Below are 23863 nucleotides of genomic sequence, written 5' to 3' on the forward strand. Positions count from 1 at the left end.
GACCCATGCATTTCGGGCCCGAAACCTACGCCATTCTCACCGCCGTCGCGTTCCTTGCCGGCTTCATCGATGCGATTGCGGGCGGCGGCGGGCTGCTGACCGTGCCTGCGATGCTCTCCGCCGGAGTGCCGCCGATCGCGATGCTCGCGACGAACAAGCTGCAGTCGAGCTTTTCGTCTGGCACCGCCTGCTGGAATTTCAGCCGCAAGGGCCTGATCGACTGGCGCACCTATTGGCCGACGGTGCTGATCATCCTGATCCTCTCGGGCGTCGGCGCGGTCGTGGTGCAGATGATCGATACGGAGGCGCTCAACCTGCTGGTGCCGATCCTGCTGATCGCGGTGGTCGCCTATGTGATCTTCTCGCCCCGGATGACCGACGATGATGTCCACCACCGGATCAGCGCGGTCGGCTATGCGCCGGTGGGCGGCGCGATCGGCTTTTACGACGGCTTCTTCGGGCCGGGCACGGGCAGCTTCTTCGCGACCAGCCTCGTCTCGCTGCGCGGCTTCGGCCTGACGCGCGCGACCGCGCACACCAAGGCGTTCAACTTCGCCAGCAACCTCGGCGCGCTGGGCATCTTCGCGTTCAGCGGGCAGATCATCGTATCGCTCGGCCTGTGCATGGCCGTCGGCTCGATCGCCGGCGCCTATACGGGCAGCCACACCGCAATGCGCTTCGGCGCAAAGGTGATCCGCCCGGTGCTGGTGACGATCTGCCTGTGCCTAACCGCACGGCTGATCTGGAACGCGCTGCATTGAGGGCTTTCGCAATCAAGGCGGCGGTTGGCGACCTGGACGCCGCCACCCATGATTTTCACGATCAGAAGACGATGTATGGTGGCAAGACGATCGCGGTCGGCGACGAGATATTCCTGTTCGCCAGCGAGAATGAAGGCGGACGCGGCCTGTTCGCGAAGGGCGCCGTGACATTTGTGGAGCCGACGCCCCGCAAACCGGGCCTGGATCGCCAGACCCCGCGCATATCGATCGGTATCGAACGCCTGAGTCGCGCACGCCGTCCTTTGGGCCGCACCGAGCTGCGTGATTTCAAACTCTGGTCCGACGGACGGCCGGGAACCGAGCTGAACTTCAAGCTATACCGACAGGCCACCAACAAGATCGTCGGCCTTACCGATGAAGCCGCGACGTTCCTGCACAGCCTGTTCTAAGGCAGCAGCAGGCTCGAATCCCCGTAACTGTAGAAGCGATACCCGCCCGTGATCGCATGAGCGTAGGCCGCCTGCATCCGCTCGCGCCCCATCAGCGCGGACACCAGCATGAACAGCGTCGACTTGGGCAGGTGGAAGTTGGTCATCAGGCCGTCGATCCCGCGGAAGCGGTAGCCGGGGGTGATGAAGATGGCGGTGTCGCCGTCGAAGGGGCGGATCAGGCCGTCCGCACCCGCCGCACTTTCGATCAGGCGCAGGCTGGTGGTGCCGACGGCGATTACGCGGCCGCCAGAAGCGCGCACTGCGTTGAGGCGGTCGGCGGTGGCGGGATCGATGCGGCCCCATTCGGCGTGCATCTTGTGGTCGTCGGTGTCGTCGGCCTTCACCGGCAGGAAGGTGCCCGCGCCGACGTGGAGGGTCAGCGTCTCGGTGCCGATCCCGGCGTCGGCCAGTGCTGCCATCAGCCCCGGCGTGAAGTGGAGCGCGGCGGTGGGGGCCGCGACGGCGCCCTTCTCCTTCGCGAACATCGTCTGATAATCGTCGCGATCACGTTCGTCGGTCGCGCGCTTCGAGGCGATGTAAGGCGGCAGCGGCATCGTGCCCGCGCGTTCGAGCAGCAGTTCGACCGGCTCGTCGCCTTCGAAATCGAGCAGGATCGATCCGTCATCGCCCCGATCGGCCGCGATCGCGGTGACGCCCGCGCCGAAATCGATCCGGTCACCGGTACGCACGCGCTTGGCGTTGCGAACGAAAGCGCGCCACTGGCGCAGCCCTTCGCGCTTGTGGAGCGTCGCGCCCACCTTCGCCTCGCCGCGCAGCCCTTCGAGCTGGGCCGGGATGACGCGCGTATCGTTGAAGACCAGGCAATCGCCAGCACGCAGCAGCGACGGCAGATCGCTCACGCGATGATCAGAAAGCCCCTCACCGCCTTCGACCAGCAGCATGCGCGCGCTGTCGCGCGGTGACGCGGGGCGCAACGCGATATTTTCAGGCGGCAGATCGAAATCGAACAGGTCGACGCGCATTGCGCCGAAACCTCCTGCTTACTGCTGCTGGCCGCCCGGACCCGACATCTTCGAGACCGCGTCGGACGTCTTGTTCGCCTCGATATTGCGCTCCATTTCCTTGCGCTCCTTCTTGGTGAGCTTGGTCGGCGCAGGCGCTTCGGGCGGCTTGGAAGCGGCGATGGACTCGGGCGTCTCGGCCGGCTGGCCGAGATCGTCCGACTCGATCGATGCGTGGACGATCTTGGTCGGGTTCGCCGGCGGCTCGCCCTTCTCGATCGAGTCAGCATAGGACATGCCTTCGATCACACGGCCGAAGGCGGTGTAATTGTGATCGAGGCCCAGATTGGGCATCAGCATGATGAAGAACTGGCTGTTCGCCGTGTTCGGCTCGTTCGTGCGCGCGAGCGAGACGGTGCCGCGAACGTGCGGCAGATCGTTGAACTCAGCCTTCAGGTCGGGAAGGTCCGAACCGCCCTCACCCGTGCCCTTGGGATCGCCGCCCTGCGCCATGAAGCCGTCGATCACGCGGTGGAAGGTCAGGCCGTCATAGAAATGGCGGCGCACCAAAGTCTTGATCCGCTCGACCGAACCGGGCGCGATATCGGGGCGCAGCTGGATGCGGATCGGCCCGCCGACCGACAGCTGGAGCACCAGCACGTTCTGCGGCGTGACGGGCGGGACGACCGGCGACGGCGCGATCACCTGCGCATGGGCGCTTCCGGCCATCATCAACCCGGCCAGCAGAGCGACGAACTTCGACGACATCTTCACTCAATCTCCCAACGCGCAGCAGGCGGGCTTTACCGAACGGCAAGTTGCCCGAGGCTGAACCGCGTCATTGCCCTTTCCGGCCCAGCTTGTCGACACGCGCGATCACATCCTGTTCGACGGCCGGGGTAACGAACTTGTGGATCGCGCCGCCATAGATCGCGATCTCCTTGACCAGCTTCGACGCGATCGGCTGCAAAGCGACGTCGGCCATCAGGAAGACGGTCTCGACACGATCGTTCAGCTGCTGGTTCATGCCGGCCATCTGATATTCATATTCGAAGTCCGCGACGGCGCGCAGGCCGCGCACGATGATCGAAGCGTCCATATCCTCGGCGAACTTCATCAGCAGCGAATCGAACGCGACCACCTGGATCGCATCACCCAGATGCGCGGTTTCGCGACGGACCATGTCGAGCCGCTCGTCGAGCGAAAACATCGGCGATTTGGACGCATTGGTGGTGACGCCGACGACGAGCCGATCGACCAGCTTCGCCCCGCGCTGAATGATGTCCATATGGCCGAGCGTGATCGGATCGAAAGTGCCCGGATATACGCCGATACGCATAGGTCGCTGCTCTCCCCTTCAGTGACTGCGGCTGATCGAATAGGCCGCAATCGCGCGTAGCAGATCGGCCTCGGCACCGTAACTGTTGAGACGCGCCAGCGCCTGATCGACGAGCATGGCGGCCTGCGCGCGCGCGCGATCCGGCCCCAGCAGCGACAGGAAGGTCGCCTTGCCGGCATCCGCATCCTTGCCCACGGCCTTGCCGACGGTATCCGCATCCCCCTCGGCATCGAGCAGGTCGTCCGCGATCTGAAAGGCCAGGCCGACATCCTGCGCGAAGGAGCGCAGCTTGGCGCGGCCTTCGGGCGCCATCCGCCCCAGGATCGCGCCAGCCTCGACCGAGAAGGCGATCAGCGCGCCGGTCTTGAGATGCTGGAGCCGGGTGACGCTCTTTTCATCCTGCGCGCTTTCGGGTGCGGCGATATCGAGCGCCTGCCCGCCGACCATGCCCGCCGCCCCCGATGCGCGCGCGAGGCCCAGGACGAGTTCGGCGCGGACGAAGGGATCGCTATGCGTCTCCTCATCGGCCAGGATTTCGAACGCCAGCGATTGAAAGCCGTCGCCCGCCAGGATCGCGGTCGCCTCGTCAAACGCCTTGTGGACGGTGGGCTTGCCGCGGCGCAGATCGTCATCGTCCATCGACGGCAGATCGTCGTGGATCAGGCTATAGCAATGGATCGCCTCGATCGCGGTGCCGACACGCAGCGCGCAATCGCGATCGACAGCGAACAGGTCCGCCGCCGCGCAGACGAGCAGCGGGCGCAGCCGCTTGCCCCCGCCGATCGCGGCATGACGCATCGCCTCGTAAAGGCGACCGCGCCCATCGTCAGGCACCGCGAGCAGCGCATCGAAGCGCGCGTCGATCTCGCGCGCGACCGCCGCCATTTCGAGGTTGAGGATGTCCGACATCGGATCAGCCCGCGTCGAAGGGCGCCGTTCCCGCAGGCTTGCCGTCGCTGCCCAGGCTGATCTTCTCGATCCGCGCCTGCGCCGCGCGCAGCCGTTCCTCGCACTGGCGGCGCAGCGCATCGCCCTCGGCATACAGATCGATCGACTCGTTCAGCGGCACCTCGCCCGTCTCCAGCCGGCGGACGATCGCCTCCAGCCGCTTGAGGGCGTCTTCGAACGAGAGCTCGGGCGTGGTTTCGGTCATGCGCGGCTATTGGGCTTCATGGGATTAAGGGTCAAGGCCGTCTCACCCGATCCGTCACCCCGGACTTGATCCGGGGTCCCGCTGCCTTTGCAACGGCGGAGAAAGAAGCGGGACCCCGGGTCAAGCCCGGGGTGACGAGCAGAGGGGGCTGGCCCCTCCTCCGCTTACTTCTTGAACGGATCCTTGAAGCCCGGCTCACCGAACAGAGCGGCGGCTTCGTCGGTCAGCGTGGTTTCGGCGACGTTCGCGGCCGCATCGCGCTCGGCGCGGAGCTGTTCGATCAGGGCTTCGCGATCGCCGTCGAGGCGGGTGTCGACCGGGGCCTCGATGCCGGCGGCCTTGGCGGCCTTGGCGACGAGCGCGTCGAGTTCACGCTGCGAGCAGAGACCCAGGGTCACCGGGTCCTTCGGCGTGATGTTCGCGATGTTCCAGTGGGTCCGGTCGCGCAGCGCAGCGATGGTGGTGCGCGTGGTGCCGATCAGCTTGGAAATCTGGCCGTCCGAAACTTCGGGATGATTGCGCAGGATCCAGGCGATGCCGTCGGGCTTGTCCTGACGCTTCGAAACGGGCGTGTAGCGCGGCCCCTTGGTGCGGCGGACCTGTTCAGGGCCCTTCTGCATGACGAGGCGATAGTTCGAGTCCTTCTGGCCCTTCTCGATCTCGCTCATCAGCAGTTCGCCCGCGCGGACGGGATCACGGCCGGTCAGCTTGGTCGCGGCGGTATCGTCGGCGATCGCCTGGACTTCCAGAATGTGGAGCCCACAGAAGGCGGCGATCTGCTCGAAGCTGAGCGCGGTATTGTCGACCAGCCACGATGCGGTGGCATGGGGCATGAGCGGCTGGGCCATGATGGTCCTCTTCCAGAAAATAAAAGGGCCGCCCCTTCACGGAGCGGCCGACGCGTGGCGACCGATGTAATGAAGGCCCGCGACTAGGGCAAGTTCTTCGATTTGTTCTTGGCGAGTTAAGCCGCTGCCCGCTCCACCGCGCGGATCGGGTGCAGCGCGCCCAGAAACTGTTCGGCGCTGCGCCGCCAGCCGAAGGTCGCGCCATAAGCCGCCGCCTTCGCGCGATCTTTGGTCAGCGCCGCCGCGACCGCCGCGCCCAGATCGGCGTCGATCGCCGAACTGTCGGGGTGCAGCACATCGACCGGACCCGGCACGGGGTAGGCCGCGACCGGCGTGCCGCAGGCCAGCGCCTCGATCATCACCAGCCCGAACGTGTCGGTGCGGCTGGGGAAGACGAACACGTCCGCCCCCGCATAAGCCGAAGCGAGCGCCGCACCCGACAGCGCGCCGAGGAAAACGGCATCCGGAAACTTCTTCTCCAGCCCCGCCCGCGCCGGCCCGTCCCCGACAACGACCTTGGTGCCCGGCGTATCGAGCGACAGATAGGCTTCGAGATTCTTCTCGATCGCGACGCGGCCGACGTAGAGCTGGATCGGCCCCTTCATCGCCGCAAAGGCCGGATGCGAAGCAATGTCGGCTCCGAACAGGTTCAGATCGACGCCCCGGCCCCAGCGCGTGCTGTGCGGCAGGCCACGGCTGCGCAATTCCTGCGCGATCGACGGGGTCGACACCATGATCGCCGACGACGGCGCGTGGAACCAGCGGATATAGGCCCAGAACCAGTCGGCCGGCATGTGGGTACGCTTCGCCAGATAATCGGGAAACTGGGTGTGATAGGCGGTGGTGAAGGGGATGCCGCGGCTCAGGCAGTAACGCCGCGCGGCCAGCCCGATCGGCCCTTCAGTGGCGATGTGGATCGCATCCGGATCGATTGCGTCGAGCTTGCGGCCGACCGCGACATGATTGGTCATCGCCAGCCGGATTTCGGCATAGCCGGGGCACGGGATCGACCGGAACTGATCGGGGGCGATGACGTGAACCTCATGCCCCATGTCGCGCAGTTCGCGCGAGACCGACTGTAACGTGCGGACGACCCCGTTGACCTGCGGGCTCCAGGCGTCGGTGCAGATCGCGATCCGCATGGCGCCGTCCCTCAGGCCGCGACGGCGTGGAGCGGGACCACGGCGGCTTCGGCCTCGGCCAGCTTGCGCGCCGCCATCTCGTCAGCCCAGTGGAGGATTTCCATCCGGCCATCGAAATGCTCGACCAAAGCGGTGCAGCCTTCGACCCAGTCGCCGTCATTATAATAGAGGACATCGCCGAAGGGGCGGATCTCGGCGGTGTGGATGTGGCCGCACACGACCCCGTCCACGCCGCGCGACTGCGCTTCGTGCGCAACAGCCTCTTCGTAGCGCGAGATGAACTCGACCGCGTTCTTGACCTTCTGCTTGGCGTGCTTGCTCAGCGACCAGTACGGCAGGCCCATCTTCTGCCGGATCCAGTTGAGCCCGACGTTCAGCGTCATCAGTGTTTCGTAGGCATAGTCGCCCAGGAAGGCGAGCCAGCGGTGGCACATCACCACCGTGTCGAACTCGTCGCCATGCGTCACCATCAGGCGGCGGCCGTCGGCGGTGGTGTGGATCGCCTGGCGGCGGATCTCGATCCCACCGAAGGTCATACCGGTGAACTGGCGGAACATCTCGTCATGGTTGCCGGGGATGAAGACGACGCGGGTGCCGCGCTTGGCGCGCTTCATCACGCGCCACACGATGTCGTTATGCGCGGCGGGCCAGTACCAGCTACGGCGCAGGCGCCAGCCGTCAATGATGTCGCCGACCAGATACATCGTCTCGCTGTCGGTCGAATCCAGGAAATCGATCAGCATGTCGGCATTGCAGCCGCGCGTGCCCAGGTGGATGTCCGAAACCCAGATCGTGCGATAGCGGCGACGCTGCCCCTCGCGCTCCGGAACGGAGGGCTCGACGGGCATGTCGGCGGTGATACGGGTGAGCGCGTTCATCGTCGGCGTCTCCTGCCATCCAGTTGACGCTCCGAGCCTATCGCTGATCCATGTTACAGACCGGACAAGGCTCGATTGCCGCTTTGTGACAATCCACAGATAAGCTGAGTTTGTGAGGCTGATCCGACAGTTGATTTGGCGCGCTTTTCACGGCCGGTTAGGTCATCGATCCGAAACAGGGGAACGGCGATGCGCATCTACGGCGATTCGATTTCGGGCAATTGCCTTAAGGTTAAGTGGACCGCCGATCTTCTCGGCCAGCCCTATGACTGGATCGAGACGAGCGTGCTGACCGCCGAAACGCGGACGCCCGATTATCTGGCGATGAACCCTGCGGGCCAGGTGCCGCTGGTCGTCTTCGCGGACGGCCGCCCCCTCGCCCAGTCCAACGCGATCATCCTGCATCTCGCGGAAGAATCGGCGCTGATCCCCGCCGATGCTTATGACCGCGCCAAGATGCTCGAATGGCTGTTCTGGGAACAATATAGCCACGAACCTTATGTGGCGGTCGCGCGCTTCCAAAAGCATTATCTGGGCAAGGACGTCGAACCGCGCATCATGGACCGCGGCAAGGGCGCGCTGAAGCTACTCGACGACGAACTGGCGAAGCGCGACTGGCTGGTCGGCGGCGCCCTGACCCTCGCCGACATCGCGCTCGTCGCCTACACCCGCGTCGCGGAAGAAGGCGGCTTCACGCTGGCGGATTATCCCGCAGTCGTCCGGTGGATCGCGCGGGTGGAGGCAGCGCTCGGCATCTAGCCGATCGTCAGCACCACCTTACCCACATGGTCCTCGTCCATCCGCCGATGCGCGTCGGCGGCCTGGGCGAGCGGGAGGGTCATGTCGATCACGGGCCGGATCTCGCCCGTTTCGACCAGCGGCCAGACATGCTTGGCGATCTCGTCTGCCACCGCCGCCTTGAAGGCGTTGTCGCGCGGGCGAAGGGTGGAGCCGGTCAGGACCAGTCGCTTGCCCATGATCTTCCAGATCGGGATTTCGGCCTTCGATCCGCCCATGATCGCGATCGAGACGTGGCGTCCTTCGTCGGCAAGGCAATCGAGGTTGCGGGGCAGATAATCGCCGCCGATCATGTCGAGCACCGCGGTCACGCCGCGCTTGCCCGTGATCCGCTTCACCTCCTCGACATAATCTTGCGTGCGATAGTTGATCGCATGCGCCGCGCCGAGTTCGATCGCCTTCGCGCATTTCTCGTCCGATCCGGCGGTCACGATCACCTCGACGTCGAACGCCTTGCCCAGCGCGATCGCCATCGTGCCGATACCGCTGGTGCCGCCGTGGACGAGCAGGCTGTCGCCATCGGCGATATAGGCGCGCTCGAACACGTTGCTCCACACGGTGAACAACGTCTCGGGAATCGCCGCCGCCTCGACCATCGAAAGCCCCTCGGGCACCGACAGGCACAGGGCAGCCTCCGCCACCGCATATTCGGCATAGCCCCCGCCCGCGATCAGCGCGCAGACCGGCTGGCCGAGCATTTCGGGCATCACGTCCGGCCCCACGCGCACCACCGTTCCCGCCACCTCGAGTCCGGGGATGGAGGGTGCGCCCGGCGGCGGCGGATAGGCGCCTTTCCGCTGCATCACGTCGGGGCGATTCACTCCCGCCGCCGCGACTCGGATCAGCAGCTGGCCGGGCCCCGGCACGGGCACGTCGCGCTCGACGGGGACGAGAACCTCGGGTCCGCCCGCCTCCGCAGGGTCGATAGCCAGCATCTTCGCGGGAATCTGGGCCATATTGGCCTTTCGAATGAGACGAACCGAAGCGGGTTTATTGACAAGGGTGCCGCTTGGGTCAACGCTGTGCATATGGAGTCTGACGAGAGCCTTTCCCGCCTGAACGCCGATCCGGCAGCGGGCCTCGCGCGTCAGGATATCGATCGCCTTTCGGTCGACGAACTCCATGCCCGCATCGCGCTGCTCGAAGCCGAGATCATACGCTGCCGTGCGAAGATCGACGCTTCGGTTAACCATCGCGCAACCGCAGACGCTCTATTCAAACGATGAGCGGGGTCCAGCCGGAGAGCGGAAGACGCATCGATCTCCGGCCGACGGGCCACGAACGGTACCAGTCCTTGCCAACAGGGCACCGGGACCCAAGATATACGTTGTCGGCGGGGGGGAACCCTCTGCCGAGAGGAGTATCGATAATATGCCTTCTTTCGCCCGCGAACTCGAACAGACCCTCCACAACGCGCTGTCCGCCGCGTCGAGCCGTCGTCACGAATATGCGACGCTCGAACATCTGCTGCTCGCGCTGATCGCCGACGAGCATGCATCGAAGGTGATGGTCGCATGCGGGGTGGACCTGACCGAGCTGCGCAACGCGGTGACGCAATATCTCGACACCGAGCTGGATGCGCTCAAGGTCGACAGCGAGAGCGATCCGAACCCGACGAGCGGGTTCCAGCGCGTGGTTCAGCGCGCGATCCTGCACGTCCAGTCGTCGGGCCGCGAGGAAGTGACCGGCGCCAACGTGCTCGTCGCGCTGTTCAGCGAGCGCGAGAGCTACGCCGTCTATTTCCTGCAGCAGCAGGACATGAGCCGCCTCGATGCGGTGAGCTATATCAGCCACGGTGTCGGCAAGGCCGGCCAGCCCACGGAGCAGCGCGAAGTGAAGGGGGCAGACGAGGAAAAGACGCAGGCCAAGGCCGACGGCAAGAAGGGCGAGAGCGCGCTCAAGCAGTTCTGCGTCGATCTGAACGAGAAGGCCAAGGCCGGTAAGGTCGATCCGCTGATCGGCCGCGGTCCCGAGGTCGATCGCACGATCCAGATCCTGTGCCGCCGTTCGAAGAACAATCCGCTCTATGTGGGCGATCCCGGCGTCGGCAAGACCGCGATCGCCGAAGGTCTCGCGCGCAAGATCGTCGAGGGCGAAGTGCCCGAGGTATTGCTGCCTGCGGTCATCTACTCGCTCGACATGGGCGCGCTGCTGGCCGGCACCCGCTATCGCGGTGACTTCGAGGAGCGGCTGAAGCAGGTCGTGACCGAGCTGGAGAAGCTGCCCCACGCGGTGCTGTTCATCGACGAGATCCACACCGTGATCGGCGCTGGCGCCACCAGCGGCGGCGCGATGGATGCGTCGAACCTGCTGAAGCCGGCCCTGTCGGGCGGGTCGATCCGCTGCATCGGCAGCACGACCTACAAGGAGTTCCGCAACCACTTCGAAAAGGATCGCGCGCTGCTGCGTCGCTTCCAGAAGATCGACGTCAACGAGCCGACGGTCGAGGATGCGATCAAGATCCTGACCGGGCTGAGGTCCGCCTTCGAGGAGCATCACCACGTCAAGTACACGCCGGACGCCATCAAGGCGGCGGTGGAGCTGTCGTCGCGCTACATCAACGACCGCAAGCTGCCCGACAAGGCGATCGACGTGATCGACGAGGTCGGCGCGATGCAAATGCTGGTGGTCCCCACCAAGCGCAAGAAGGTGATCACGCCCAAGGAAATCGAGGCCGTGATCGCGACGATGGCGCGCATCCCCCCGAAGACCGTGTCGACCGACGACAAGAAGTCGCTGGCCACGCTCGAAACCGATCTCAAGCGGGTCGTGTTCGGGCAGGACAAGGCGATCGAGGTGCTGTCCTCGGCGATCAAGCTGAGCCGTGCCGGCCTGCGCGATCCCGACAAGCCGATCGGCAACTATCTCTTCTCCGGCCCCACCGGCGTCGGCAAGACCGAGGTGGCTCGCCAGCTGTCGAACATCATGGGCATCCCGCTCCAGCGGTTCGACATGTCCGAATATATGGAGCGTCACTCGGTCAGCCGGCTGATCGGCGCCCCTCCGGGCTATGTCGGCTATGATCAGGGCGGTCTGCTGACCGATGCGATCGACCAGCAGCCGCATTGCGTCCTGCTGCTCGACGAAATCGAGAAGGCGCATCCCGATCTGTTCAACATCCTGCTGCAGGTGATGGACAACGGGAAGCTGACCGATCACCACGGCAAGACGGTCGATTTCCGCAACGTCATCCTGATCATGACGACCAATGCCGGCGCCGCCGACATGGCGCGGGAAAGCATCGGCTTCGGCGCGATGACCCGCGAGGATGTGCAGGAAGATGCGGTGAAGAAGCTCTTCACCCCGGAATTCCGCAACCGCCTCGATGCGATCGTGCCCTTCAACTACCTGCCTACCGAGGTCGTGAACCGCGTCGTCGAAAAGTTCATCCTGCAGCTCGAACTGCAGCTGGCCGATCGCGACGTCCACATCTCGCTCGACGAGGAAGCGAAGAACTGGCTCACCGCCAAGGGCTATGACAAGCTCTACGGCGCGCGCCCGATGGGCCGCCTGATCCAGGAGAAGGTGAAGCAGCCGCTGGCCGAGGAGCTGCTGTTCGGCAAGCTCGTCCACGGCGGCGAGGTGAAGGTGAAGCTGAAGGACGACGCGCTCGCCTTCGAAATCACCCCCGCCGCGCCCAAGCGCCCGAAGAAGAAGCCATCGCCGAAGGTGAAGGCGTAACTTCGTAGCCTTCTAACGAAAGGGCCCGCTTCCGAAAGGAGGCGGGCCTTTTTCTTGCCCACTCGTCATTGCGAGGAGCCGAAGGCGACGTGGCAATCCACTCCAAACTGCGGACTGGATTGCTTCGCTACGCTCGCAATGACGAGTGGGGAGAGAGCGTCAGCCCGCCGTAATCTCCACCACCGGATTGCTCCCGTCCCACGCCTTCGCCGCCGCGATCCCGGCGTCGGCCATTTCGCGCATCCCCTGCCCTATGATGAACTCGGCGAGCAGCCCCGGCTCGCTGTCCGACGCGAGATAGGCGACGCGGGTGGCGGGGTTGGAGGCTTCGAAGACGACCCGCAAGCCATTGCCGCTCGCCTTCGCCACGGCGGCATCGAGATCGTCGACGATATGCGCGGTGTGGTGGATGCCGAGCAGGCGCTTGCCGTCCGCATCGCGATAGGGCGACGGCGTGTCGTTGGTCGCGTCGATCAGCTCGATCTGGACATTGCCCTGATAGGACAGGCCGACGTCGATCGTGACTGTGCCCGCCTGCCCCTTATAGACGCCGTCGAGCGGCACGTTGCGGAACACGGTCCACGGCCCAACGCCGAAACGATCGATCCAGAATTGGATCGACGCATCGAGATTTTCGACCAGATATCCGATCTGATCGATCTGCCCAAAGCCCTGCGGCGACATCGCAAACTCCCGCTATGATTTTGGTCTTCATAGCGGGAGTCGATCGGGTCAGTTCGCGGCAAGTGCCTCTTTCCGAGCGGGCAGAGCCACGCGGCGGTGCGCGCGCAGGATCGATCCCAGCACGACCAGTGCGAAGCCGATCCAGAAGATCGCGATAAACGGGGCATCGTTGCCGGCCGTCATGCGCGCCGCGAAGGTTGCGACCAGCGCGACAGGCGCGCCCCACACCACGCCATCCCATGCGGCGCGCAGACGCGGTTCGTTCATGCCCCGGCGGCGGCGCTTGCCCAGCCAGATATAGGTGCCGGTCGCGCTGATCGCCGACAGGCCCAGCCCGAAGGCCAGATAGGCGATCTTGACCGGCGTGCCCCCGAAGGTGCCGAAGTGGAGCTTGTAGGTCGAGGATGCCGCCTGCTGCCCCAACGCGCCCTCATCCATGCCCGCCGCACCTTCGAAGCGCCCCTGCGCATCGTAATTATAATATTCGCCGAAGATCAGCCGGCGGCGCGGCTCGCCCATCAGCTGGACATGCTGCCCCACCGTCTTCGGATCGTGGATGATAACGAAGGTGGCCGGAATATCGGGGTATCGGCGCGCCAGATCGTCGAAGGCCGCGACCACGTCGGCAATCGGCGCCGGCTTCTTGTCGGGCTTGGCTTCCTCACCGAAGATCGGTTCGTACACCTTCTCGGTCTTGCCGCCATAGCTGGCGGTCGCGATCGCATAGGCGGTGACGGTGCCCAGCGCGATGACGGTGCCGGTCAGCGCGACCGCGATCGTGAACGGCAAGGTCCACACGCTCAGCCGGTTGTGCCAGTCGGCCAACCCGATCCCGCCCGTGTCGCGGGCACGCAGGCGAAAGGCGTCGCGGAAGATACGCGGCAGCGCCACCACGCCCGACAGCGACAATGCGAGCATCATCACGCCCAGAATGCCGACGATCGTCATCCCGATCAGGCCGGGAATGTTGAGCGTATAGTGAAGCGCGAAGAGGAAGTCGGACCACTTCTTCTCCTCCGCCATCGCGATCGATCCGTCCGAATTGATGTGCTGGCTCTGCGTATCGGTGGAGACGGTCGCGCGCGGCATATCGACCGTGGGCAGGCGGACGAACAGGTGGGTCGTGTTCGGCTTGCCCTTCTCGCTCGCCAGCACGGTTTCGATCCCGCGTTGCACGGCCTCAGGGCTGATGCGCGTCATTTCCGGCGCGCCGGGCTGCTCGATCCGCTGGAGATCGGTGTAGAAGGCTAGCACCGCCCCCGTCACCGAGACGAGATAGAGCATCGCGCCCGCCAGCAGGCCGATGGCGGCATGGACCGAGAGCGCGCGTTTGACCGTGCCGGGTTCGATCGCCTTCACAGGGCACCTCCCTGAATCGCGGCAGGCAGTGCGCTGACAAGGCCGATCGCCACCAGCGCCAATTGCCGCCGCCGCCCCGCCATCATCATAAAAAAGGCGAGGAAGGTCCAGGCGAGCGGCATCACGAACAGGCCGATGACATTGGCATCGGCCTCCCCTGCCCCGGCTAGCGCCGCGATCCAGCGCGCGCAGATAGCGAAGCCGGCGGCGGCGAACATGCCCAGCCCGATGACGATCAGGAAGGTCAGGATACGCCGCCCGAGGCCGAGCGGTTCGCCGGCTTCGGGCAGCATCTTCACCCGGCGATTGGACGCCTTCGCCTTGCTGGGGGGCGAGGTCCAGGCGGCCTGCGCCATGATCGCGATCGCCACGATCATGCCGACGAGCACCTCGACCGAAACACCCCACATGCCCGCCGATGTCCAGCCGAGCGCGATCGCCAACGCCCACAGGCTCCAACCGATCGCGTTGAACATCCGCGACCGCTTCGGCAGCGACCAGGCGTAGCGCAGCAGCGCCACACCCCCGATCGCCGCCGCCGCGCCCGCGTAGAGAAGCGAGTCAGCCATTAGAAACGATAGCCAACGGTCGCATAGCCATTGCGCGCCGCACCCACGAAGCAATCGCCGCGCGCCAGGCAGGCCGAATAATAGTCCTTGCCGAACAGGTTGGTCGCGTTGACCGAGAAACGCCAGTTCTGCCAGCGAACCTCGGCATAGGCATCGGCCACCGTATAGCTGGGCGTCACGATACCCGCCGGGAAAGCCGCGCCGTAGGACACGTTCCTGCTGGTGTAACGAACGCCCGCGCCCAGCGTGAACAGCGCATCTTCGGACAGATCGAAACCCTTCGTCGCCCAGGCGGACGCGTTATACTTCGGCACATTTTCCAGCTGCACGCCGGTGCCTTTAATCTGCGCCTTGTTGTAGCTGTAGTTCGCGAGCAGCGTGATCTTGCCCGGCAGCGCGGTGCTGCCTTCGATCTCGAACCCCTTGGTCGTCAGTTCGCCGGCCTGCATCTGATCGAAGGGATCGGCAGTCGACGGATCGTCGATCGGGCGGCCGCTTTCCTTGATGTGGAAGCCGGTGATGGTCAGCAGGGTCGATTTGCCAGGATGCAGCTTCACGCCCGCCTCATATTGGCGGCCGCGCTTGGGCACGAAGAGATTGCCGTCGCTGGCAATGCCCGAAATCGGCTCGAAGCTTTCGGTATAGCTGACGAAGGGCGACAGCCACGACGTGATGTCGCCGATCACGCCCGCGCGAACCGTGGTCGCTTTGTCCTTTTGCCATGCGCCGCCAAAGGAGCGCTGCTTCGTCCAGTCCTGCCGTGCGCCGAGCACGATGGAGACGCGATCGTAGAAGCGGACCTGATCCTGAATGTAGAGGCCGAGCTGGGTCTGCTCGCCATCCTCCAGCGGTCCGGTCGGCTGCGGCAGGCCACCGCCATAATCGGACAAGGCGGCATAGTTGATGTTGTAGATGTCGATGAGTTCGATGTTTCCGCCGGCGATCTTCCGGACGTGGTTCCAGCTATAATCGACGCCCGTCAGCAGGACGTGCTTCACATTCTCACCGGTGTCGAAATCGAAGCGCAGATTGTTGTCGGTGGTGAAGATGTTCATCCGCGCGCGGCTGGCATCCGCAATCAACGCGATCGTGCGTTGCGCGGGATCAAGATAGGGATTGGTCGGGTTCGAATAGCTGTTCGGATAATGGGTGAAATAATCGAGGTCGCTGTCGATATAGCGCGCCTTGAGGCTCAGCTTCACATTGTCACTGAACTCATGGCTGACGATCCCGGTACCCTGCAGCAGGCGGCCGTCATAGCGATCCCAGCCGGGCTTGCCGACGAAGAGGCTGTTCTTCAACTGCCCATTCGGATTGGGCAGGATCGTACCGGCCAGCGGCAGGAACTGCGCGGTCGAGCCACCATCGTCCTCCTGATAGAGGCCAAGCAATGTGACCTTGGTCTTCTCGCCCAGCTCGAAGCTGATCGAGGGGGAGATCATCACTCGGTCGTCGGGCACATTGTCGGTCTGGCTATCGGCATCGCGCACGCGGGCGACGATGCGGCCCGAAATGCCGTTCGTGATCTCACCGGTGACGTCGGCGAGCGCCTCCTTGCGATCGAACGATCCGTAGCGGACCTGGAATTCGCCGCGCATCTCCTTTTCGGGCATCTTGGAGACGAGGTTGAAGATGCCGCCGATCGCCCCCTGCCCGAACAGGACAGAGGCCGGGCCGCGCACCAATTCGACCTGATCGAAATTATACGGATCGGCGCGGATGCTGGCATAATAGCTGAAGATGTCGCGCATGCCGTCGCGGAACTGGAGCGCGCTCACGCCGCGAACGGTGATGCCGTCGGTGCGGCTATCGGGACCGTAGGGGTTGGCGGTCACACCGGCAACGTAACGAAGTGTGTCGTTGATCGACACCGCCCCCTGCGCCTCGAACAGCGTATCGTCGACGATCGTGACCGGCTGCGGCGTCTGGAGAATCGGGGTGTCGGTCTTCGTCGCCGAACCGCTGGCCTGGCGCAGCGCGGTAACCAGAATGTCCGAGTCCACGGCCGCTTCGTCGGCCCAGGCCGGTGCTGCGATCATAGCCGTGCAGCACAGCATCGACAGTCGAAGAGCGTTCATGTGCGATCCCTTTTTTATGAAGGGCATCGCCTTTAATGAGAGTCATTTGCATTCGCAATATGAAACAATATTTCAGGTTTATTGCGCACTGGCAATCGTTTGCCGCAAACCTTTCCGGCGTCAGATCAGTATTTTGTGCGGCATTTCCGGGCGAGATGGACGCCGCGCAGGAAGCCGCGACGGGCATAGCCGGCGTCGATCGCGGCGTTCAGTCGGCGCTGCGCCGGGGCGGCACCGGTCGCTTCGCGGACGAGGCCGCGGAACGGGATCAGCGAGTTGATGACGGTCTGCCCGCCCGCCTCCGCAACCTTGCCGGCGCGGTTTTCCTTCTTCGCAGGCCCCTTGACGAAATCGGGGCCGAGCGCGCCGTTCAGATCGGTGATGGCCTTGGCGATCGTCGTGCAGTTCATGCCCGAGATCGCATAGGGATTGTCGCGCGCGGCCTGCAGCACCGGCGGCACCTTGGTCTTGACCGCACCGACATCGCGACCCGGCTGGCTGGCGATCCGCCCGGCCTTCTTGCCCGCGTCCTGCCAGCCGTTTTGCTCAGATGGGCTCGACGTATTCTGCGCCATCGCCGCGCTTCCCGCGACCAACATCACTGCGCCGAATACACCGAGCCCGATCTTCATTCCTTAGTCCTCTATCATTTGGCGGCGACAGCCTCGATCTCGACCAGCGTCTGCGGGCGGCCGAGGGCTGCGACCTGGACCGTGCTACGCGCGGGCACGTTTGGTTGTTCCGCCGTACCGAAAAACTGCTTGTAGCTTTCGGTCATCCCCTCGCGGTCCATTTTGCCGCCCTTGGCCGGATCGCCGACCAGGAAGACGGTGAGCTTGACGATGTCGCCCATGCCGAGGCCGAGTTCGGCAAGCTGCGCCTTGAGCTTGGTGAGGATGCTCAGCGTCTGCGCCTTGGTGTCGCCGAAGGCGTCGGGCGTGTCGGTGACCTTGGGGTCGATCGGCGATCCGGTCGATCCCGACAGGAAGTAGAGCTTCGTCCCCGCCGGCACCGTGACCGAACCGGCGATCATCGCGTTCGGCGCGGCCTTGCGGGTGACGCCTTCGGCCTGCGCAGCCGACGTGGCGGCCGCGGCGATCAGAAGGCCGGCGACGAGTTTCTTGACGGACATGACGAACAATCTCCCTGGAAAAAGGTGCGCGTCCTCCCACGCGGCCTCTCCGGGCCGTCGGGCGCATAAGGCCCGTCCGTTTCCTGCTGGTCAACTTCCTTCCGCGCCGCGAAGGAAGATAAAGCGTCAGGCCAGCACGGCCTCGCAATTCATCGCCTGTGCCAGGATGCGATGGCGGCGCTCGACCGGCTCGCCGTAGAGCGCGCTGTCGGCGCGATCGAGGCGCAGGGTCACCGAACCGCCCTCGATCGAAATCCGGCTGGCGAGCAGGGCATCGGCCACACCGCCGCTGAGGCGCTGGGCAAGGCGGATCGCGAGGCCCCAGCGCTGCGCGGTCTGCAAATCGCCGGGCGTGCAAAGCTGCGCCACCACCTCGACCGGCGTTTCGCCGCCGAAGCTGACCCACAAGGCATGCGCGATCATCGCGCGCCCACGCGCATCGACGCCCACCCAATTGCCGTGCAGCCCGATGTCGAGCCCGCGTTCGGCCCGGAACTCAGGATGCGCGCGCCAACTCACGTCAGCGAGCAGACAGGCGGCATGGCGATAGCGGACCAGATCGCCGCTCTCCCCTTCGAACAAGGGCGCGATCCAGCGATCGAGCAGATCGCCATGTTCGGGGAAGCGCCCCTGCCGCGCGCCTTCCTCACGCGCCGCAGCGATCAGCGGATCCTGCCCGCGAACCTTCTCGGGCAGCGAATCGTAGAGAAGCCCTTCGCGCAGGCCATAGGCCGAGACGACCAATTCGCTCGATCCCAGCCGCCGCGCGACATGCGACAGGAGGGCGGCGCTTGGCAGCAGCGCCGGCATGCGCGAACCCGACAGTCCGGGCACTTCGCGTAACCGCTTGCGATCGAGGTGCGAAAGGACGCGGACTAGGTGCTGCGCATTGTCGCGCGCCATCCGGTAATGATGGACGATCGGCAGTGGATAGCCGGTCAGGTGCATGTCGACCCGCGCGAGCGAGCGCCACGATCCGCCGACCATATAGAAGGGCAGCCCCTCCCCTTTTCCCTGCCAGCCCGACTCGCTCAACGCCTTGTCGACCTTCTTGCCGATCGCCTGCAGCGTGCTGCCGCCGATGCGCAGCACGCCCAACGGGAAAGAAATCGTGTCGCGCACCGCACCGTCGGCAATGCGGACGAGTTCAAGGCTGCCGCCGCCCAGATCGCCGACGATACCGTCCGCGCCGGGGATGGCCGCGATCACGCCAAGGCCCGCCATGCGCGCCTCATCCTCGCCCGACAACAGTTCGACCGTCAGACCCAGACCACCGACCATGCCGAGGAATAGATTGCCGTTGCTCGCATCGCGCACCGCCGCAGTCGCGACAGTGCGGGGATTGGGAACCCCCATCTGTTCGGACAAGCGCCGGAAGCGGGCGAGCGACGCCAGCGCGCGCTCCATCGCCTCAGGATCGAGTGCGCCATCGCGCGACACGCCCTTGCCCAGGCCCGCCATTACCTTTTCGTTGAACAGGATCGCCGGGATGCGTGCCGGCCCTTCGTAGATGACGAGTCGGATCGAGTTGGATCCGATGTCGATAATCCCCGATCGTCCTTCTTCCTGCTTCGGAAGCTGGTCGATGCTGCGGAGGGTCGATCCCGATGGCATTGGCTCGCCTTAACCCAAATTGGTGCCGGATCAAACGCGCGAAACAGCGGCTTGATGCGAAAGAGGGCGCGTCTAGCGCGGCCGAGCGAAGCTACGCATAGTCGTTTTGTAGAATGACGAGAGGCTTGGGGGCCTAATTCCCCCGCCGCAGCGACAGCTTGGGCACCGCCACCCCGCTCTGCGCCGCGCCGCGGCCCGAAAGCGACGGGTTGGTCATGAAATAGCGGTGGAGGTTGAACGATCGGCGCCCCGGCTTCACGCGCTCATAACTGCCGTCGGGCTGGAGCGACCAGCTCTGCTCGTCGTCGATCAGGTTCGCGACCATCACCTGATCAAGCACCTGCGCATGGACGGTCGGATTCTCGATCGGCAGCAGATATTCGACACGGCGATCGAAATTGCGCGGCATCCAGTCGGCCGAGGAGATGAACACCTTCGCATCCGGATTGGGCAGAGCCGCGCCGTTGCCGAAGCACATGATCCGGCTATGTTCCAGAAAGCGGCCGACAACCGACTTCACCCGGATGTTCTCGGACAATCCCTCGACACCCGGCCGCAGGCAGCAGATGCCGCGAATGATCAGATCGATCTGCACGCCCGCCGCGCTCGCGCGATACAGCTTCTCGATGATCGCGGGATCGACCAGCGAGTTCATCTTCGCCCAGATCGCCGCCTCGCGCCCCTCGCGGGCATTGTCGATCTCGACATCGATCAGATCGCACAGCCGGTCACGCAGCCCGTGGGGCGAGATCGTCACCATCTCCAGCGACTGCGGTTCGACATAGCCGGTGATGTAGTTGAACATCTGCGCGGCATCGCGGCCCGCGCGCGGATCGGCGGTGAAGAAGCTCAGATCGGTATAGATGCGCGCGGTGATCGGGTGATAATTGCCCGTCCCGAAATGGCAGTAGGTGCGATAGCCGCTGCCTTCCTTGCGCACGACCATCGACACCTTGGCGTGCGTTTTCCAGTCGATGAAGCCGTACACCACCTGCACGCCTGCACGTTCGAGCTGCGAGGCCCAGAGCAGGTTCTGCTCCTCGTCGAAGCGCGCCTTCAACTCGACCACCGCGGTCACCGATTTACCCGCCTCGGCCGCGTCGACCAGCGCGCGGATCACCGCCGATTGCTTGCCCGCGCGATAGAGCGTCTGCTTGATCGCGACGACATCCGGATCCTGTGCCGCCTGCCGCAGGAAGGCGAGGACGACGTCGAACGTCTCATAGGGGTGATGGACGACGATGTCCTTCGATCGGATCGCCGCGAAGCAATCGCCGCCATGTTCGCGAATCCGCTCGGGGAAACGCGGCGAAAACGGCGTGAACTTCAGATCCGACCGGTCCTCGTCGACCAGCTGCGAAAGATCGCCGATCCCTAGGAAATGGCCCGATTCGACCATGAAGCTGTCGACGCTGCCGATCTGCTCCTTCCAGATCGGCTCCAGCGAGGGCGGCATGTTCGCTTCGAGTTCGAGGCGGATGACGCGCCCGCGCCGCCGCCGCTGGATCGCGGTGCGGAAGTAGCGGACCAGATCCTCGGCCTCTTCCTCGACCTCGATATCGCTGTCGCGGATGATGCGGAACGCGCCGTGGCCCTGCACGCGATAGCCGGGGAACAAGAGGTGCGTAAACCGGCGCACCAACGTCTCGATCGCGACATAGCGCGCCGCTTCACCCGGCACACGCACGAAGCGCGGCAAGGTGGCGGGGACCATCAGCAGTTCGAAAATCTGCTCGCCATCCGACTGGCGCACGAGATCGAACAGCAGGCTGAAGCCTTTGTTCGGGATGAACGGGAACGGGTGCGCGGGATCGAGCGCCTGCGGCGTCAGGATCGGGAAGATCTGCGCCTTGAAATGCTCCTCCAGCCACTCGGCGATGTCGCCGGCAATCTCATGCTCCTCAAGCACGCAGATGCCCGCGCGCGCGAGTTCGGGGCGGATCGAACGCCACATGCGCTGCTGATCGCTCATCAGCTGGTCGGCGCGGGCCGACGCAACTTCAAGCTGCTGGCCGACCGTCAGCCCGTCCGGCGACAGCGTGTCGACGCCTTCGAGGATCTGCCCCTTGAGACCGGCCATTCGGACCATGAAGAATTCGTCGAGATTGTCGCCCGAGATCGACAGGAAGCGCAGCCGCTCCAGCAGCGGGTGTGCGCGGTTCGCGGCCTCGTCCAGCACGCGCTGGTTGAAGGCGAGCCAGCTCAGCTCCCGATTGAAGTAGCGATCACGCGGCGCGATCGGCGTCAGCGGCGCATGATCGCCGACAAGTTCTTCCTCGATGCGGGGTTCGATCTGATCCATCCGACACGTTCTAAGCGAAACATCGTTTCGCGTCGATGACGATGGGGTAATGTTCTCCGCAACCGCTCGTGTCGAGCGCAGTCGAGACACGTTCACGAACGCCCAGCCAACGTGTCTCGACTGCGCTCGACACGAGCGGACTTAAAGAAATTCGCCCCCCAGCCCCGCCAGCACGTCGCGCGCCACAGGCACGGTGATCCGCTGCCGCCGCTCCAGCGACAATTCGTCCATCGCCTCCACGGTGCGGTGGATCGCCAGATAGCTCCGCTCGATCCGGGGCGACAAATAACGCAGCACTTCGGGCGCGGGCATAAGTCCACGCGCGATCAGCAGCTTTTCGATCAGCCGCGCGGCCAGTTCGTCGTCAGGCTCCTCGATCGCCACCGTCGGCGTCGCGAGCAGCCGCGAACGCAGGTCCGGCAGGCGAATGCCCCACGCGGCGGGCGTGCTTTCGGCGATCAACAGCAGCGGGACATGGCTCGCCTGCGCCGCATTCCACGCGTGGAACAGCGCCTCCTCGTCATGCGCGTCGGCATTGTCGATCAGGGTCGCGCCGGTCTTCGCGGCAAAGATGCGGCCGAGCAGGCTGCGCCCCGATTTGCGCGGGCCGACCAGCACGCTCGCCATCACCGGCCAGAGCGACCAATGCTCCAGATGGCGGACGACGAGGCGGTTGGCGGCGGTGACGATGAAGTCGCGCTCATCCTCTCCGGCCGGCCAGGCGAAGGGCAGCGCGATCTGGTTCATCGCGCCGATGCGGGTGGCGCCGGAGGGGCGCGGCGGATGCGCAACCCCCCCCCCGCATCCTCGACCTGCCAGCCGCGCGAGATCAGCTGCTCGCGCAACGCAGGGACGGGACCGGCGAAGTTGACGCGGAAGGTGGAAACGCCGCCCAGCGCAAGGCTCGCGGTCTCGACCGACGTAATGCCGGTCACGCCGCGCAAGGCCGCCTCGGCCGAACGCAGCATCACCGAATCGGGGGTATCGACCTGGATCGGCACGACGGTCGACGCCGCCTGGGCAAGCTGCCCCAGCACATCGTCGATCGGGATTTCCTCGGCCGCGGGCGCATTTTCGATCACCAAGGTCGGATCGGCGCGCAGTTCGCCGGCCTGCAGCGCGCGAACATAAGCCGCGTCGATCCGCGCCGCGCCCTTGTCGAGCATCGCGGGCAGCCCCTCGCTCGTCTCCGCGCGCAATGTGAAGCTGTCGACGATCTTGCCGTCGGGGCCGTGGCGCGCAGTGAAGGTTCCGATCACCGGGCCGCCCGGCCATTGGCGCTGCAACGCGACTTCGGGCACGACGATGTCAGCCGCGCCATATTGATCGAGCAGCATCCGCCACCAGCCGCGCCCCGGCCGCCGCGTCTGCGCGGCATTGAGCAGGATCGGATCGGCACCCGTGCCCGAGACGCGGACATAGTCGACCGGGCTGTTGCCCGAACGGAAGCGCGCCCACGCCTTCTGCCACTGGTTGCGCAGTTCGAAGCTGATCGGTGCGCCGCCGCTCCATTCGATCGGGATGACGAGCATCGGCGCCGAACGCCGTACCGCGCCTTTCGCACCCAGCAATTCGCCGGTGCGCGCGCGATCGAAGAGGATACCGAGCGAGGCGATATAGCGATGCGCGCTGATCTGTTCATGCTCGACGACGATCGCGCCCGCGATCGAATCGAGCGTCGAATCGGGCAGGCGCGGCGCTGCCGCCTCGGGCTGTCCGTTGGTACGCGCCCACAGCATCGCCCAACCCTTGCGCTGCGCCGCGCGCCAGCCGGCCGATCGCGCCGTCTCTGCATCGCGCGCCGCAATATCGACCTCGACGCCCGAAACCTCATAGCTGCCGGAGCCATCGATCGGGTTCACGCCGCGCTGATCTCCGCGCTCCAACTGCGCCCACAGCACGCCTGCGGCGCACAATGCGGCCAGCAGGGCGATGATCGGGGTGGGACGGGAAATGCGTTCGGCGATGGTCACGCGCGTCTTTTGGCGAGTTGGACGCGGAAAACCAAGTGCGATCCTCGTCTCCCCACTTCGTCATTGCGAGGAGCCGCAGGCGACGCGGCAATCCAGGCCCGCATATGAGAGGCTCGCGAACCACTCCCATGCGGGCCT

24 protein-coding genes are annotated in these 23863 nt (G+C 65.1%); 5 read left to right on the plus strand and 19 right to left on the minus strand.

The window, feature by feature from the left end; all coding sequences use genetic code 11:
* Positions 1-5 precede the first annotated feature (5 nt).
* Complete coding sequence (locus tag EOD43_RS12820; RefSeq protein WP_127744241.1) at positions 6-761, plus strand: TSUP family transporter; 756 nt, start codon at positions 6-8, stop codon at positions 759-761.
* A complete protein-coding gene (locus tag EOD43_RS12825; RefSeq protein ID WP_127744242.1) occupies positions 758-1171 on the plus strand; it encodes a hypothetical protein in 414 nt (137 codons plus the stop codon). Before EOD43_RS12820 ends, EOD43_RS12825 begins: the two co-directional genes overlap by 4 nt.
* Here the strand turns inward: EOD43_RS12825 and queA are convergent.
* The 8 genes from queA to EOD43_RS12865 form a co-directional block, all read right to left on the minus strand.
* The gene (gene queA / locus EOD43_RS12830) at positions 1168-2196 is read right to left on the minus strand and encodes a tRNA preQ1(34) S-adenosylmethionine ribosyltransferase-isomerase QueA (RefSeq protein ID WP_127744243.1); all 1029 of its coding nucleotides are present in this window, start codon (positions 2194-2196) and stop codon (positions 1168-1170) included. The two genes, EOD43_RS12825 and queA, sit on opposite strands and share 4 nt — an antisense overlap.
* Positions 2197-2214: 18 nt before the next feature.
* Positions 2215-2907 (minus strand): peptidylprolyl isomerase, encoded by a 693-nt coding sequence (locus tag EOD43_RS12835; RefSeq protein WP_420822454.1) that lies wholly within the window; start codon positions 2905-2907, stop codon positions 2215-2217.
* A gap of 106 nt (positions 2908-3013) precedes the next feature.
* Positions 3014-3514, minus strand: a complete 501-nt coding sequence (coaD, locus tag EOD43_RS12840; protein WP_127744245.1) for a pantetheine-phosphate adenylyltransferase — start codon at positions 3512-3514, stop codon at positions 3014-3016.
* Positions 3515-3532: 18 nt separating this feature from the next.
* Complete coding sequence (locus EOD43_RS12845; protein WP_127744246.1) at positions 3533-4423, minus strand: polyprenyl synthetase family protein; 891 nt, start codon at positions 4421-4423, stop codon at positions 3533-3535.
* A gap of 4 nt (positions 4424-4427) precedes the next feature.
* Positions 4428-4667 (minus strand): exodeoxyribonuclease VII small subunit, encoded by a 240-nt coding sequence (locus EOD43_RS12850; protein ID WP_127744247.1) that lies wholly within the window; start codon positions 4665-4667, stop codon positions 4428-4430.
* Between the two features lie 164 nt (positions 4668-4831).
* A complete protein-coding gene (locus EOD43_RS12855) occupies positions 4832-5515 on the minus strand; it encodes a DUF1013 domain-containing protein (RefSeq protein ID WP_127744248.1) in 684 nt (227 codons plus the stop codon).
* Positions 5516-5631: 116 nt separating this feature from the next.
* Positions 5632-6657: a glycosyltransferase family 4 protein gene (locus tag EOD43_RS12860; protein WP_127744249.1), complete on the minus strand. Its 1026-nt coding sequence runs from the start codon at positions 6655-6657 to the stop codon at positions 5632-5634.
* Positions 6658-6668: 11 nt separating this feature from the next.
* The gene (locus EOD43_RS12865) at positions 6669-7535 is read right to left on the minus strand and encodes a UDP-2,3-diacylglucosamine diphosphatase (protein ID WP_127744250.1); all 867 of its coding nucleotides are present in this window, start codon (positions 7533-7535) and stop codon (positions 6669-6671) included.
* Positions 7536-7724: 189 nt separating this feature from the next.
* On the opposite strand from EOD43_RS12865, the gene EOD43_RS12870 reads away from it, so the two are divergent.
* Positions 7725-8294: a glutathione S-transferase family protein gene (locus EOD43_RS12870; protein WP_127744251.1), complete on the plus strand. Its 570-nt coding sequence runs from the start codon at positions 7725-7727 to the stop codon at positions 8292-8294.
* On the opposite strand, the gene EOD43_RS12875 is transcribed toward EOD43_RS12870, so the two are convergent.
* Positions 8291-9289 (minus strand): NAD(P)H-quinone oxidoreductase, encoded by a 999-nt coding sequence (locus EOD43_RS12875; protein ID WP_127744252.1) that lies wholly within the window; start codon positions 9287-9289, stop codon positions 8291-8293. The two genes, EOD43_RS12870 and EOD43_RS12875, sit on opposite strands and share 4 nt — an antisense overlap.
* Before the next feature lie 72 nt (positions 9290-9361).
* Between EOD43_RS12875 and EOD43_RS12880 the strand changes: the two genes are divergently transcribed.
* Entirely contained in the window at positions 9362-9559 is a 198-nt protein-coding gene (locus tag EOD43_RS12880) for a DUF1192 domain-containing protein (protein WP_127744253.1), read from the plus strand.
* 145 nt (positions 9560-9704) lie between these two features.
* Positions 9705-12014, plus strand: a complete 2310-nt coding sequence (gene clpA, locus EOD43_RS12885) for an ATP-dependent Clp protease ATP-binding subunit ClpA (protein WP_127744254.1) — start codon at positions 9705-9707, stop codon at positions 12012-12014.
* Between the two features lie 159 nt (positions 12015-12173).
* Here the strand turns inward: clpA and EOD43_RS12890 are convergent, their stop codons facing one another.
* From EOD43_RS12890 to EOD43_RS12935, 10 genes are all read right to left on the minus strand, one after another.
* Positions 12174-12698, minus strand: coding sequence for a VOC family protein (locus EOD43_RS12890; RefSeq protein WP_127744255.1), 525 nt, complete (start codon positions 12696-12698; stop codon positions 12174-12176).
* 48 nt (positions 12699-12746) lie between these two features.
* Positions 12747-14057, minus strand: coding sequence for a PepSY-associated TM helix domain-containing protein (locus EOD43_RS12895; protein ID WP_276318191.1), 1311 nt, complete (start codon positions 14055-14057; stop codon positions 12747-12749).
* Entirely contained in the window at positions 14054-14626 is a 573-nt protein-coding gene (locus EOD43_RS12900) for a hypothetical protein (protein ID WP_127744256.1), read from the minus strand. The genes EOD43_RS12895 and EOD43_RS12900 overlap by 4 nt, the downstream gene beginning before the upstream one ends.
* Positions 14626-16704, minus strand: coding sequence for a TonB-dependent siderophore receptor (locus EOD43_RS12905; protein WP_127744257.1), 2079 nt, complete (start codon positions 16702-16704; stop codon positions 14626-14628). The genes EOD43_RS12900 and EOD43_RS12905 overlap by 1 nt, the downstream gene beginning before the upstream one ends.
* Before the next feature lie 125 nt (positions 16705-16829).
* Positions 16830-17336, minus strand: a complete 507-nt coding sequence (locus tag EOD43_RS12910) for a hypothetical protein (RefSeq protein ID WP_127744258.1) — start codon at positions 17334-17336, stop codon at positions 16830-16832.
* Between the two features lie 14 nt (positions 17337-17350).
* Positions 17351-17836 (minus strand): RidA family protein, encoded by a 486-nt coding sequence (locus EOD43_RS12915; RefSeq protein WP_127744259.1) that lies wholly within the window; start codon positions 17834-17836, stop codon positions 17351-17353.
* Positions 17837-17962: 126 nt separating this feature from the next.
* The gene (locus EOD43_RS12920) at positions 17963-19450 is read right to left on the minus strand and encodes a Ppx/GppA family phosphatase (RefSeq protein ID WP_127744260.1); all 1488 of its coding nucleotides are present in this window, start codon (positions 19448-19450) and stop codon (positions 17963-17965) included.
* A gap of 133 nt (positions 19451-19583) precedes the next feature.
* Entirely contained in the window at positions 19584-21752 is a 2169-nt protein-coding gene (locus tag EOD43_RS12925; protein ID WP_127744261.1) for an RNA degradosome polyphosphate kinase, read from the minus strand.
* 141 nt (positions 21753-21893) lie between these two features.
* Complete coding sequence (locus tag EOD43_RS12930; protein ID WP_127744262.1) at positions 21894-22499, minus strand: HdaA/DnaA family protein; 606 nt, start codon at positions 22497-22499, stop codon at positions 21894-21896.
* On the minus strand, positions 22496-23725 hold the full coding sequence (locus EOD43_RS12935; RefSeq protein WP_206363523.1) for a heavy-metal-associated domain-containing protein: 1230 nt from the start codon (positions 23723-23725) through the stop codon (positions 22496-22498). The genes EOD43_RS12930 and EOD43_RS12935 overlap by 4 nt, the downstream gene beginning before the upstream one ends.
* Positions 23726-23863 lie beyond the last annotated feature (138 nt).

This window comes from Sphingomonas crocodyli, assembly GCF_004005865.1.
Lineage (GTDB): Bacteria > Pseudomonadota > Alphaproteobacteria > Sphingomonadales > Sphingomonadaceae > Rhizorhabdus > Rhizorhabdus crocodyli.